Source organism: Pseudomonas sp. XWY-1 (assembly GCF_002953115.1).
Classification (GTDB): Bacteria; Pseudomonadota; Gammaproteobacteria; order Pseudomonadales; family Pseudomonadaceae; genus Aquipseudomonas; species Aquipseudomonas alloputida.
In genome coordinates, this window is sequence record NZ_CP026332.1 from 3408316 (window position 1) to 3421181 (window position 12866).

At 64.7% G+C, this 12866-nt stretch carries 11 protein-coding genes; all 11 read right to left on the reverse strand.

Annotated elements, in window-relative coordinates; translation table 11 throughout:
* The 11 genes from PRJ_RS15825 to PRJ_RS15875 all read right to left on the reverse strand — a co-directional run bounded on the left by PRJ_RS15825 (position 1) and on the right by PRJ_RS15875 (position 12866).
* Positions 1-978 (reverse strand): ABC transporter permease, encoded by a 978-nt coding sequence (locus PRJ_RS15825; RefSeq protein WP_020191473.1) that lies wholly within the window; start codon positions 976-978, stop codon positions 1-3.
* Entirely contained in the window at positions 962-2500 is a 1539-nt protein-coding gene (locus PRJ_RS15830; RefSeq protein WP_104961908.1) for a sugar ABC transporter ATP-binding protein, read from the reverse strand. Before PRJ_RS15830 ends, PRJ_RS15825 begins: the two co-directional genes overlap by 17 nt.
* Entirely contained in the window at positions 2497-3525 is a 1029-nt protein-coding gene (locus PRJ_RS15835; RefSeq protein ID WP_104961909.1) for a sugar ABC transporter substrate-binding protein, read from the reverse strand. The genes PRJ_RS15830 and PRJ_RS15835 overlap by 4 nt, the downstream gene beginning before the upstream one ends.
* Positions 3522-4493, reverse strand: coding sequence for a sugar ABC transporter substrate-binding protein (locus PRJ_RS15840; RefSeq protein WP_003253981.1), 972 nt, complete (start codon positions 4491-4493; stop codon positions 3522-3524). Before PRJ_RS15840 ends, PRJ_RS15835 begins: the two co-directional genes overlap by 4 nt.
* Positions 4490-4876 (reverse strand): hypothetical protein, encoded by a 387-nt coding sequence (locus PRJ_RS15845; protein WP_003253982.1) that lies wholly within the window; start codon positions 4874-4876, stop codon positions 4490-4492. Before PRJ_RS15845 ends, PRJ_RS15840 begins: the two co-directional genes overlap by 4 nt.
* A 9-nt stretch (positions 4877-4885) precedes the next feature.
* Complete coding sequence (locus PRJ_RS15850; protein WP_104961910.1) at positions 4886-6118, reverse strand: SfnB family sulfur acquisition oxidoreductase; 1233 nt, start codon at positions 6116-6118, stop codon at positions 4886-4888.
* Positions 6119-6463: 345 nt separating this feature from the next.
* Complete coding sequence (locus PRJ_RS15855) at positions 6464-7813, reverse strand: OprD family porin (protein ID WP_104961911.1); 1350 nt, start codon at positions 7811-7813, stop codon at positions 6464-6466.
* A gap of 282 nt (positions 7814-8095) precedes the next feature.
* Positions 8096-8872 (reverse strand): ABC transporter ATP-binding protein, encoded by a 777-nt coding sequence (locus tag PRJ_RS15860; RefSeq protein WP_003253986.1) that lies wholly within the window; start codon positions 8870-8872, stop codon positions 8096-8098.
* Positions 8873-8988: 116 nt separating this feature from the next.
* The gene (locus tag PRJ_RS15865) at positions 8989-10323 is read right to left on the reverse strand and encodes an ABC transporter substrate-binding protein (RefSeq protein WP_003253987.1); all 1335 of its coding nucleotides are present in this window, start codon (positions 10321-10323) and stop codon (positions 8989-8991) included.
* Between the two features lie 59 nt (positions 10324-10382).
* Entirely contained in the window at positions 10383-11723 is a 1341-nt protein-coding gene (locus PRJ_RS15870) for an ABC transporter substrate-binding protein (protein ID WP_104961912.1), read from the reverse strand.
* Between the two features lie 78 nt (positions 11724-11801).
* Complete coding sequence (locus PRJ_RS15875; protein ID WP_003253989.1) at positions 11802-12866, reverse strand: branched-chain amino acid ABC transporter permease; 1065 nt, start codon at positions 12864-12866, stop codon at positions 11802-11804.

The following is a 12866-nucleotide window of genomic DNA, read 5'->3' on the forward strand; positions in this document are numbered from 1 at the left end:
TCAGGCCTCCTTGTTGCGCAAACCGGACAGGGCCACCACCAGCAGGATCAGGACACCCTGCACGCCGTCGACCCAGAAGCTGGAAATATTCAGAAGCTGGAAGCCGTTGATCAGCACCCCGACCAGCAACGTTGCCAGCAGCGTGCCACCGATGCTCGGCTGCAGACGCTGGGAGAAGATCACCCCAAGAAAAGCAATGGCCACCACCGACAGCAGCATCTCGCCGGAACCGGTGGTGCTGCCGCTGAACCAGGCCGCCGAACAAAACGCGGCCAGGCTGCCGCACAAACCGCTGATCAGGTAGCTGGCGAACACGTAGCCACGCACCGACAGGCCAGCGGCATTAGCCGCCTCCGGGTATTCGCCGATGGCGTACAGACGCAGGCCGAATGGCGTGTACTGCATCAACACGATCAGCACGCCACCGACCGCCAGCAGCACCCAGGCCAGGGCTGGCACGCCGAGCCAACTACCGAAGGCCAGCCCTTCCAGCAACGGCGAAGAGCTAGGCAGCACGGTGTTTTCGGTCAGCACCAGTTCCAGCCCGGCCACCAGGTTCATCGTGGCCAGGGTTGCCAGCAGCGGCGGCAAACGGAAACCGACCACCACCAGCGCATTCAGCGTGCCGATGGCCAGGCCAGTGCCAAGCGTCGCGGCGATGCTGACAACATCGCCGAAACCGGCGTTGTTCAGGCTGGCATAGACCGCAGCGGACAACCCGAGGTTGGCCGCCAGCGACAGATCAAGCCCACCGGACACCACGTTCGAGCCGCCGCCGATGATCACCGTGGTCAGGCCGAAGGCAAGGCTGCCGAGGATCGCCGACTGGGCCAGCACATTGACCAGGTTGCTCGGGGTGAGGAAGTTCGGCGCACTGAGGGCGAAGGCCAGCAGGATCGCGGCGAAGGCCAGCAGCGCGCCACGGCGCAGCAGCCACTGCGCGAATCGCGGGTGGAAGGCATCAGATAGCAATGGCATAGGCATAGAAAGGTCGTTCCTCGTTCTGCGCGCGTTGCGCGCCGGTAGCCACCGCCAGCAGGCGGTCACTGTTCGCCTCGCCAGCGGCGAAACGTGCGGCGATGGCGCCGCGGTGCATGACATGAATGCGGTCGCAGAGGCCGATCAACTCCGGCAGGTCGGACGAGAGGATCAACACCCCGGCGCCCTCCTTCACCAGTTCTCCAATCAGCCGATAGATCTCCACCTTGGCGCCAACATCGATGCCAACGCTGGGCTCGTCCAGCAGGTACAGGCTGGAACACCGCGCGAACCACTTGGCCAGCGCCACCTTCTGCTGATTGCCGCCGCTGAGCTGACGCACCTTGGCATGCGCGCCATGGGCCTTGATCCTTAGGCGCTCGATGAGCTCCAGGGTGGTATGCCGCTCGCGCGCCGGCGACAGCAGCCCCAGGCGGACGAAGCGCGACAGTGCCGCCAGGGTGGTGTTCTCCTGCACGCTCAGATCGAGCGCCACGCCTTGCCGACGGCGCTCCTCGGGCATCAGCGCGACGCCCTGGGCGACAGCCTCGCGCGGGCTGCGCAAGGACAACGGTCGCCCGTCCAGGCGCACCTCGCCGCTGTCCGGTGGCGCCAGGCCGAACAGGCTGCGTAGCAACTCCTTGGCGCCCGAGCCCACCAGCCCGGTGAGGCCGACGATCTCGCCACGGCGCACCTGCAGGTCGATGCCCTGGTAGGCCCGTGCCCGACCCAGCCCGCGTACGTCGAGCAACAGCGCACCGGCAGGCACCGCTACCTTGGGGTACAGCTCGCCGACTTCGCGGTTGACCATCAGGCGGGTGATCTGCTCCAGCGACGTGTTGCGCGGGGAGACTTCAGCGACATCGCGACCGTTGCGCAGTACCGTCACGCGGTCGCACAGGGCCTCGATTTCCTGCAGGTAATGGGAGATGTAGACGATCGCCAGGCCATCGTCACGCAGGCGCTGGACGATCCGCAGCAAACGCTCCACCTCACGCTGCACCAGGGCCACGCTGGGTTCGTCGAACACCAGCACACGCGGTTTGATCAGCAGCGCGCGGACGATCTGCACCATCTGTTGCTCGGCGCTGCTCAGTTCACCGATCAGCGCATTCGCCGGCAGTCGCAGGCCGAAGTAGTCGTCCAGCAGACGCGCGGCCTCGCGCTGCTGGGAGCGGCGATCGAGCAAGGGCCCGAATCGCCGTTCGTGGCCGAAGAACAAGGCTTCACCCACGGTGAAACGGGCCGGCAACAAGCGTTCCTGGTGGATGAAGCCAATGCCCAGGCGCTCCACCTGGCGCGGGCTGAAATGCCCGTGCGGCTGGCCGTCGAGCAGCAGGCTGCCGGCGTCCGGGCGGTGGATGCCGGCCAGCACCTTGATCAGCGTAGACTTGCCGGCGCCGTTCTCGCCCACCAGACCGTGCACGCTGCCCGCCGCCACCCGCAGGCTGGCGCCGTCGAGCGCCCGGGTGGCACCGAAGGTCTTGACGATGCCACGCAGCTCCAGCACCGGCGTACTCATGCGTCGCCTCGGATGCGTTTGACGTCATCGACGTTGCCCGCCGTGGTCAGCAGGGTCTCGACGAAGGTTTCGGGCGGCAGATCGTGCTCGCCGGCCAGGTAGCGGGCGACGTTATGCACCGCCGTCCGGCCAATCAACGCAGGCTGCTGCGCCACCACTGCAGCCACCGGGCTGCCGGGCTGGCGCAGCAGTTCCAGCACCTCGGGCGTACCGTCGACGCCATAGGTGCGCACTTCATTGCGCCCGGCTTCGATCAGCGCCTGGCTGGCACCGAGCTGCGGCAGATCCCAGGCCGCCCAGATCGCGTCGAGCTCACCCTTGGGGTACTTGTTGAGCAAGGCGGCAACCTGACTGCGGGCATCCTGCACGGTGTTGGGAATCACGTCGCGCAACTCCGGCTGGATGAACTCGATCTGCGGGTAGAACTTGCTCACCAGCTTCAACTGGTCATAGCGAATGCCGCAGCTCGGCACGCCATAGAAGCCATTGAACAGCAGCACCCTGCCCTTGCCGCGCAGATCGGCCACCAACTGCTTGGCCAGCAGCAAACCCGTGCTCCAGTTGTCTGCGGAAATCGTATTGACCGCGTACTGCGACGGCACCTCGATGGTGAACAGCGGGATGCCGGCGGCGCTGATGCGCTTGAACCAGGGCTCGATGATGCTCAGCGTGCCGAGGGTGTGAATCACTGCATCGGGCTTCTGCGTCACCAGATTCTGCAACTGGGTCACCATGGCCTTGTCGTTGCGCCCGGCATCCAGGGTGATCGGCGTGCCGCCCAGGCGCTGTACCTCCTCGACCTGCGCCTTGAAGGCCCGGCTGTCGAAGTAGATGCTGGTGCCCACGGTGCTGATGGCGATGCGCTTGCCCTTGAGCGAAGGCACTGTGGCACTGGCCTCGGCACCGCTGTCGGCTCCAGCCGCAATGGTGCGGGTCAATGGTGCGGCAAGCCCGAGAGCGAGCATCGCCGAAGACGCGCCGAGCAGGCAGCGCCGGGAAATGCCGGAGCAGTCGTTGTCACTCATTGGTCACCTCGCAGGTGCTTGACCTGAGCCAGGTTGTCGCGGGTCGTCAATAGCGCGGCGACATGGGTTTCCTTCGGCAGATCACGCTGGCCGGCCAGGTAGCGGGCAACGTTGCGCACGGCGGTGCGGCCGATCAGGTCGGGCTGCTGCGCAACCACCGCGCCGATGGGCGAGTTGTCAGGGGCGAGCAGCTCCAGTACCTCCGGCGTGCCGTCCACACCATAGGTGCGGATCTCACTGCGCCCGGCGTCGATCAGCGCCTGGCTGGCGCCGAGCTGAGGGATGTCCCAGGCCGACCAGATGGCGGCGATATCGCCCTTGGGGTACTTGTTCAGGAGCGCGGCGATCTGGCTGCGGGCGTCCTGCACGGTGTTGGGAATCACGTCACGCAGCTCCGGCTGGACGATCTGCAATTGCGGATGATCGGCCAGTACCTTCTTCAACTCGTCGTAGCGGATCGCACAGACCGGCACCCCGTAGAAGCCGTTGAACACCAGGATGCGGCCCTTGCCGCCGGTGTCGCGCACCAGCTGTTCGGCCAACGCGCGGCCGGCCGCGACGTTGTCCGAGGTGGTGTTGTTGAGGCTGTACTGCGATGGCACATCAATGGTGAACAGCGGGATGCCTGCTGCCTGGATGCGCTTGAGCCAGGGGTCGATCACGCTCAGGGTGCCGAGGGTCTGAATCACCGCATCGGGCTTTTGCGTGACCACCGTGTTCAGTTGTGTGACCAGATTGCGGTCGTTGCGCCCGGCGTCGAGGGTGATCGGCGTGCCGCCCAGGCGCTTAATCTCATTGACCTGCGCCTGGAACGCCTTGATGTCGAAGTAATGACTGGTGCCAGTCATGCTCACGGCAATGCGCTTGCCGGCCAGCGACGGCACGGCCTCGCCCTCCTCCTCGGCTTGTGTCAGGCCGCCCGCCAATGCCAGCACCAGGGCGGTGAGCAACGTCAGGATTCGACTCATGCTTGCACCCTTTGCTGATCTGCCAAGGCGGCGCCGTTGAGGTAGTGGTCGCCGAGCAGTCGCCGTTGAGTGGGCAGTGCCGGTTCGGCGCTGCCCGGCTGCGGACGCGGCAGACTACTGCCCACCAGTTCGAAATGCGTCTGCGCGGCCAGGCGCGCGGCCTCGGCGGCGCCCAAACGAAAAGCGATGGCGGCCGACTGCGAGGCGTCGGCGCGTGCCAGCAACGCGTCGGCGGCGTCGATACGGATGCGCAACTCGCCGACTGCAGCGATGACCAGCGCTTCATGGCGAGCACTCTGCCCGCGCAGGTAGTCAAGCAGAGCTGCCTCGACATGACGAGCGTGGGCCAGGTCACCCCGGCCTTGGGAATGGGTGTTGGACATGGCGTGACCTCAGTTCCAGGAATGACGTTGCGGCTTGATGCCGTTGAGCAATTGATTGCCGACCAGGTGGTACTTCCAGCGCACCGGGTCATGCAGCGTGTGGGTGCGCGCATTGCGCCAGAAGCGGTCCAGCCCCTGGCTGGCCGAGACGCTGCGCGTGCCGCCCAGCTCCAGCAGGCGACTGGACGCCTCAAGGGAAATCTCGGTAGACAGCACCTTGGCCTGGCCGACCACCACTGAGGCTTCAGCAACGAGCTCTTCGCCAGGCTCGGCGACGGCGCGATCGACCGCCTCGGCAGCGCGCTGCAAGATCGCCTCGGCCGCCTGCAGGCGCCAGGCCAGCTCGCCGATTAGCGCCTGGCCAAGTGGATCCTGCCAGCCGTGCTGCAAGCCGCTGTCGACCCAGGGGCGTGCCTGACGCGCCACGCGCAGGGTTTCGGCAAAGGCGCCACGGGCGATGCCGGTGTCCACGGCGGCCTGGATGATCTGCGAGATCGGGCCATCAGCGGTTGGCTGGTAGTAGGCCTTCCAGGCCGGTATCACCTCGCTCGCTGGCACTCGCACGCCTTCGATACGCACCTGGCCGCTGGCTGTGATGCGCTGGCCGAAGCCATCCCAACTGTCGATCACCGTCAGGCCAGCTGCATCGCGTGGCACGAAGGCGATGTGCGGGCGGCCCTCCTCGTCGACACCCGCGACCGGGACGATGTGGGCGAACAGTGCCCCCGTGCAGTAGGCCTTCTCGCCATCGAGCACGGCGCTGTCGCCGTCGAAGCGGATCTGCGTCTGGAAGGTGGTGACGTACTGGCTGCGCGCTTCGGAAAAGGCGTTACCGAAACGGTAGCCTTGCAGCACCTTGGCGTAGTAGCGGCGCTTCTGCGCCTCGCTGCCGGTCAGGCCGAGGTTGCTGAGCACACCAAAGTGGTTCTGCGGCAACTGGCCGAGCGATGAATCGGCGGCGGAGATGGTCGCGATCACCTCGCTGAGGGTGACATAAGATACCCCGGCGCCGCCGTGCGCCTTGGGCACGCTGATTGCCCACAGACCGCTTTCGGAAAAGCGCTCCAGTTCCTCCCAGGGCAGGCGCCGCTCGCGATCACGCCAGGCTGCCTCACGGGCAAAATCCTCGGCCAAGCGCTGCGCCACCTCGATGGCTTCGGCGTCGCTACGGATGATCTGTGCCGGGCGCCGAGGCGCCGAGCTGACCTGCTCGCGCAGATCGGCGGGTTGTGACTGAGTCATGTGTTGCTCCAAGCGTGATGGATTCTCCAGGGCTACTGCACAGCCCGTACCAACCTGGAAAATCCTTCATATTCAATGACTTGATGCGCAATCCAGATAATTGGAAAAGCACCTGTGGCGGCAAACTGTGGATTGGCTGTTGCCGGGCGGACACTTGCCTCAGACCTGTTCACGACCTGCTGCGCGTCGGCCCTCCTGCGTTAAAAAAGGCTGGAGCGCAAGCGTGGTCGGACTGCTCATTTACAGCGGGTGAAGTCGAGCGCGACTCCGACCGCGCCTCGCCTGTTTTTGCGGGGCCGCCATCGGTGTTGCATGGCGTTATCTCGCGAGATCGTGAGCAGGTTCTCAGAGGCTGATATCCAGCGGGTACTGGACGATCAGGCGCAGTTCGTCGACGTTGGACTCGGCGACGTGATCGCCACCGACGCGGTGGGTGGCCTGCATCAGGTTGAACGAGAGGTCCTTGGCCGGCCCACTCTGCAGCACGTACTTCAGCCACAGGTTGCGCTCCCAGTGGCGGCCGTCCTCGGTACCATTGAAGTAGCTGTAAGCGCCCCCCGCGCGCGTACCGTCGATGTCGGTACCGCGCACGTAGCGGGCTGTCAGGCTCAGCCCTGGCACGCCAAGCGTGGCGAAGTCATAGTCGTAACGGGCTTCCCAGGCTCGCTCATTGGGGTTGTTGAAGTCGGAAACCTGCGAGGCGGCATCCAGTTGCAGGTCATAGGTGTTCCACACGTAGTCGAACGGCGTGTCGCCATCAATGCGTGTGTAGGACAGCTTGAAGCCATGAGCGCCGGCAGCCACACCGGCATGCACGCTCCATGAGTCGTTGTCGATCTGGCCGGCCAGCGCCTGGCCGCTGTCACGGGTGCGGTAATAATTGAGGCCGGTCTTCAGGCTCAGCTCGCTACCCAGCGGCTGCACATGGTCGACGCTGAAGAACGACTGGTTCCATACGTCGTCGAGGCGGCTGCTGTGCAGGCGCAAGGTGAGCTGGTCGTTGAACGAGTAATCGCCACCCAGGTACACCACATCGTTGGCGCCCTTGATACGCCCGGCATAGACGGTGCCGAGATCACCACGGTGGTTGCTGGCGTTGCGGTCACTGCTCGACTCCAGCTTGCCGCCCTGCAGGCTCAGGCCATCCAGCGAGTTGTTGTTGAAGATGAAGCCGCGCAGTGTCTGCGGCAGCAGGCGAATGTCGCTGGCGTGCAGCACCGGGCTGGTCGGGCTGACGTCGCCATAGCGCAGCTCGGTGTCGAAGGCGCGCACCTTGAGCGCGGCGCCAACCTTGCCGTAGCTGTCCTTGGGCTCGCCATCGAAGTTGCTCCCCGAGCGCGACACGATGCCAGGCACGCCGACACCATTGCCGACTGCCCCATTGCCGCCATCGAGCTTGAGCCCGACCAGCCCCTGCACATCCACGCCGAAGCCGACAGTGCCACGGGTGAAACCGGATTGCAGATTGGCGATGATGCCGTGGCCCCATTCACGATGCAGGCTCTGCCGCTGACCCTTGTTGGGGTTGAGGGTGAAGTCGCCGTTGCGATAGTCCTGGCTGAAGAAGAAGTTGCGGTTGAGCACATGGATCTGCGTGCCGTCGATGAAGCCTTCATCATCGCTGTCGGCAAACGCGGTGCCGGCCAGCAGGATGGCCAGAGAAAGAGCTGTTCTGTAGCAAGCGGTAGAGCGCATGGCAGTGATCCTTGGAATGACGAGGTAGGCGCCTTTCCAGGCGCTGCAAATCCAGTTATTCCAACAACCATGCCAACAGAAAAAATCATTTTTATTCAATCACTTGAACAATCTAGTCAACAATATGATGCACCGTCTGCGGAGCAATCTGCACAACTGCTGTTGCCGGCGCCACAGCGCTTTCGTCAGGAAAAAAAACGCGGCCTGGGCCGCGTTGAATGGAACATCACCTACTCAGTAAAAGGCGGTATGACCACAGCGTTCCACAGCCGTCGCCACCGCTCAGTCAGCCTTGCCGCCCAGGTAGAAATGCTGAATATCTTCCCGCGCGGCCAGCTCGGCAGCACTGCCCTCACCCACCACCCGGCCGTTCTCCAGGATGTAGGCATGGCTAGCATGGCGCAGGGCAACGTTGATGTTCTGCTCGGCCACCAGAAAGCTCACGCCCTCCTGCGCATTGAGCTGGGCGACGATGGCGAAGATCTCCTCGACGAGGATCGGCGCCAAGCCCATCGAGGGCTCGTCGAGCAGCACCAGGCGCGGTTTGGTCATCAGCGCGCGGCCGATGGCGAGCATCTGCTGCTCACCGCCGGAAGTCAGCCCAGCCTGAGTCTTGCGCTTGGTCTTCAAGCGCGGGAACCAGGCATAGATGCGCTCCAGATCCTGCTCCAGTTGGCGCCGCGTCGGGTTACGCAGGAAGCCGCCACTGCGCAGGTTTTCCTCGATGGTCAGGTGGGCGAACACATGCCGTCCTTCCAGCACATGGACGATACCCTGGCGTGCCAGCAGGTTGGCCGCGACACCGGCGGTGTCCTGCCCCTGGAAGCGGATATGGCCACGGCTGACCTGCGCCCGGTCGGCCTGCACCAGGCCGGAAATAGCCTTGAGTGTGGTGCTCTTGCCAGCACCGTTGGCGCCTAGCAAGGCGACGATATCGCCCTGCCCGACCCGCAGGGATACACCGGCCACGGCGAGGATTGCGCCGTCGTAGATCACTTCGATGTCCTCCACTGCCAGCAGCTCGCTGCTGACGGCGGCTGGAAGAGTCGCACTGGTCATGGATTGTTGCCCTCTGGTCGTCGTTCAGCGGGCGGCGCCTGCCGCCCCACAGCCTTGAAATGCGTTGCCCGTGCCGGTCGCGGCTAAAGCCCCTGCCACAGGTGAAAAGCGAGCGTTCACGGCGCGTCACACGCACGGGGGGTCACGCCTTTCTCTTTCGCGTACTCGGCAGCCTTGGCGTCAATCAGGGGGCGCAGGGTGACATGATCGGCCTGCACCCAATCGGTGATCAGCTTCCACTGCTGGCCATCCCACTGCTGCACCTTGACGGCACCGCCCCCCTCGTGGTCGCTGCACGACAGCTTCAGCGGCTGCATCAGCCCCAGGAAACCGATCGCCTTGAGCCGCGCATCGTCGAGATCGAGGTGTTCCAAGCCCCAGCGACCTTCCTCGCCATTGAGCGGCCGCGCTCCGAAGTGCTTCTGCGCGGCGCGGATCGCCTCGACGGCGATGGCGGCATTCACCAGGCCGGAGTTGTAGTAGACGCTGCCGAAGCTCTTAGGATCCTTGAGGTCGCTCTTGCCCTTGTCGAGGATGTGTGCCTTGATGCGCTGGTGGATGTCGAAGTCGGCACCGCCCGGATAGGGCGTCAGGGCCAGATAACCCTTGCCCGCCTCGCCGGCCGGCAGCACGTCTTCATTGGAGCTGGCCCAGATGTCGCCAACGATGCGATCGACCGGAAAGCCGAAGCGCGCCGCAGTCTTGATCGCCACCGGGGTGGACACGCCCCAGGTGCGCAGGAATACCCAGTCCGGCTTGAGCTGGCGCACCTGGCGCCACTGCGAGGCCTGCTCGTTACCCGGGTCGGCGACGGGAATCTGGATGTTCTCGAAGCCGTACTTCTCCGCCAGTAGCTTCAGTGGCCCCTGGGTTTCCCGGCCATAGGCGGAGTCGTGGTAGACGGTGGCGATCTTCTTGCCCTTGAGCTTGTCCAGCCCACCCTCGCGCTCGGCCACGTAGTTGATGAATGCCGAAGCCTCGCTGTAGAAGGTCAGCATCACCGGGAAGTTGTAGGGAAAGACGCGGCCATCGGTGGCCTCGGTACGACCATAGCCGAGGGTGATCAGCGGGATCCGGTCGGCCTCGGCCTTGTCCGCCAGGGCATAGGCAGCCGGCGCACCATTGGGCTGGTAGACCGCTACCGGAGCGCCATTGAGGCCGTTCTTGAAGCGCTCGTAGCACTCGATGCCCTTCTCCGCCGTCCACTCGGTCTCACACTCCTGCCAGACCAGCTTGACGCCATTGATGCCGCCTTCGACGTCGTTGATGTAGCGCAGGTAGTCGATCATCCCGGCCCACACCGGAATGCCGCTGGAGGCATAGGCACCGACTCGGTAGGTGGCTAGCGGGAAGAATTGTTCATTGGCCGCCTGGGCCGCCGACGGCATCGCGGCGTAGCTCGCGAGCGCCAGGCCAAAGGCGGCGACACCGCGTTTAAGCGTTGCATGCATGGTCTTTCTCCTCAGGCGCCCGGCCCACGCGACGGTGGCCAGGCGCAGGTCATGGGGGTTTATTGCTCGTTGGCGCAATTACGCGGGGTGATGCCCTTCTCCTGGGCATAGGCGGCGGACTTGGCCTCGATCAGCGGACGCAAGGTGGTGCGGTCGGCCTGGATCCAGTCGGTCACCAGCACCCATTTCTCGCCGTCCCACTGCTGAACGCGGGCCGCACCACCGCCCTCGTGATCAGAGCAGGACAGCTGCAGCGGTGGCAGCAGCCCTTCGAAGCCACTGGCCTTGAGGCGTGCGGCGTCGATATTCAGGTGCTCGAAGCCCCAGCGCGCTTCCTCACCGTTGAGCGGGCGGTTGCCAAACTTACCCTGGGCGGTGCGCAGCGCCTCGACGGCAATCGCGGCATTGATCAGGCCGATGTTGTAGTACACCTTGCCGAAGTAGCGCTTATCCTTCAGGTCGCTCTTGCCGGCATCGAGGATGTGCTGGCGCAGGCGCTGGTGAATCTCGAAACCGTCGCCACCGGGGAACGGCGCCAGGGCCTGGTAGCCCTTGGCCGCCGTGCCGGCAGGGAGCACGTCGGCCTCGGAGCCGGCCCAGACGTCGCCGATGATGCGCTCCACCGGGATGCCGAAGCGTGCGGCCGTCTTTATGCCAACCGGAGTGGACACGCCCCAGGTACGCAGGAACACCCAATCTGGCTTGATCTGCCACACCTGGCGCCACTGCGCCGACTGCTCATTGCCCGGATCGGCCACCGGGATCTGGATGTTCTCGAAGCCGTATGTTTCCGCCAGCAGCTTCATCGGCGCTTGGGTTTCCCGGCCATACGCCGAGTCGTGGTAGACGGTGACGATCTTCTTGCCCTTGAGCTTGTCGAAGCCGCCCTCGCGCTCGGCGATGTAGTTGATGCCCACCGAGGCCTGCCCGTAGTAGTTCAGCAGCAGTGGGAAGGCATAGGGGAACACGCTGCCGTCGGTAGACTCGGTGCGCCCGCCGGCACCATCGATCAGCGGGATGCGGTCGGCCGCGCCCTTCTCCATCAGCGCATAGGAGCCCGGAGTGCTGTGGGTGAAGAAGAACGCCGTCGGCGCGCCATCCTTGCCATCTTTGTAGCGCTCGTAGCACTCGACGATACGGTCGACGTTCCACTCGGTCTCGCACTCCTGCCAGACCAGCTTGACGCCGTTGATGCCGCCTTCCACCTCGTTGATGTAACGGAAGTAGTCGATCTCTCCGGCCCACCAGTGAATCCCGCTGGAGGCATAGGCGCCGACCCGGTAGGTGGCCATGGGAATGAACTGCTGGTTGTCGGCGGCCTGGGTGACGACCGGAGACAGGGCCTGGGCGCCGAGCACAAAGAGGCTGACGAGCAGGTGACGATGCAAGGGTTTGCGCATGGTGTGAACTTCTTGTGCTGGGGTGAAAACCTCCTTTCCCGCGGTCGGGTCAAGGTTCATGGAAAGAGGCGGTCGTGCTCAGAATCGCAGCGGCCAGACCCTGATGCGTTCGCGCAGGTCGCCGAGCAGGCGCACCAGGCCTTCCGGCTCCTTGATCAGGAACCAGATGATCAGGCTGCCGAAGAGGATCTTCTGCAGGTTCTGCAATTGCCCGGCATCGACGTTGCCGCCGAACAGCCACTGCCCGGCATGGCTGAGCAGAATCGGTGTGAGGCTGATGAAAGCCGCGCCGATGAAATTGCCGGCGATACTGCCCATGCCACCGATGATGATGATGAAGAGGATCTGGAACGAGCGGTTGATATCGAAGCTGCCGGCACTGGACGTGCCCAGGTAGGCGAAGGCCCAGAGCGCACCGGCGATGCCCAGGTAGAAAGAGCTGACGGCAAAGGCCAGGCGTTTGTAGCGCTCCACCGGAATGCCGATCACCGAGGCGGCGGTGTCCATGTCGCGGATCGCCATCCAGTTGCGCCCGACCTGGCTGCGCACCAGGTTGACCGCGACCCAGGTCAGCAGCACCACGCAGCTCAGGGTCAGCAGGTAGCGACCTACCGGCGAGGCCAGGCTGTGGCCGAACAACTCCAGGCGCGGTGCGCTGATGGTGCCGGACGAGGCATGGTTGTAGAACCAGGGAAACTTGGCGAACACCCATTCGAGGAAGAACTGCGCAGCCAGCGTGGTGACCATCAGGTAGAAACCCTTGATCCGCGAACTGGGTATGCCGAACAGCAAGCCGACCAGGCCGGCAATCAGCCCGCCGCCGATCAGCGCCAGCGGCAACGGGAGCCCAGGCACACGCAGCAGCAGGCCGTAGGTGGCGAAGGCGCCCACCGCCATAAAGCCGGCGGCACCGACCGAGGTCTGCCCGGTGTAGCCGGTGAGCAAGTTCAGCCCCAGCCCGGCCAGCGACAGCACCAGGAAGGGAATCAGGATCGCGTTGAGCCAGTAGTCGTTGCCCAGCCAGGGCAAGCCGACGAAGGCCACCAGCAGCAACAACGGCAGGCCCACTGGCCAGCGACGGCGCACCAGGGTCAGCGGCGCCTCGTCGAAGCCGGCGCCCAGGCGTGAAACGGTAGCGGTCAT

Excerpts from the sequence above, each read along its gene's own strand:
- PRJ_RS15825 (WP_020191473.1), bottom strand. The coding sequence starts at position 978 with ATGCCATTGCTATCTGATGCCTTCCACCCGCGATTCGCGCAGTGGCTG.
- PRJ_RS15830 (WP_104961908.1), bottom strand. The coding sequence starts at position 2,500 with ATGAGTACGCCGGTGCTGGAGCTGCGTGGCATCGTCAAGACCTTCGGT.
- PRJ_RS15835 (WP_104961909.1), bottom strand. The coding sequence starts at position 3,525 with ATGAGTGACAACGACTGCTCCGGCATTTCCCGGCGCTGCCTGCTCGGC.
- PRJ_RS15840 (WP_003253981.1), bottom strand. The coding sequence starts at position 4,493 with ATGAGTCGAATCCTGACGTTGCTCACCGCCCTGGTGCTGGCATTGGCG.
- PRJ_RS15845 (WP_003253982.1), bottom strand. The coding sequence starts at position 4,876 with ATGTCCAACACCCATTCCCAAGGCCGGGGTGACCTGGCCCACGCTCGT.
- PRJ_RS15850 (WP_104961910.1), bottom strand. The coding sequence starts at position 6,118 with ATGACTCAGTCACAACCCGCCGATCTGCGCGAGCAGGTCAGCTCGGCG.
- PRJ_RS15855 (WP_104961911.1), bottom strand. The coding sequence starts at position 7,813 with ATGCGCTCTACCGCTTGCTACAGAACAGCTCTTTCTCTGGCCATCCTG.
- PRJ_RS15860 (WP_003253986.1), bottom strand. The coding sequence starts at position 8,872 with ATGACCAGTGCGACTCTTCCAGCCGCCGTCAGCAGCGAGCTGCTGGCA.
- PRJ_RS15865 (WP_003253987.1), bottom strand. The coding sequence starts at position 10,323 with ATGCATGCAACGCTTAAACGCGGTGTCGCCGCCTTTGGCCTGGCGCTC.
- PRJ_RS15870 (WP_104961912.1), bottom strand. The coding sequence starts at position 11,723 with ATGCGCAAACCCTTGCATCGTCACCTGCTCGTCAGCCTCTTTGTGCTC.
- PRJ_RS15875 (WP_003253989.1), bottom strand. The coding sequence starts at position 12,866 with ATGACCGCTACCGTTTCACGCCTGGGCGCCGGCTTCGACGAGGCGCCG.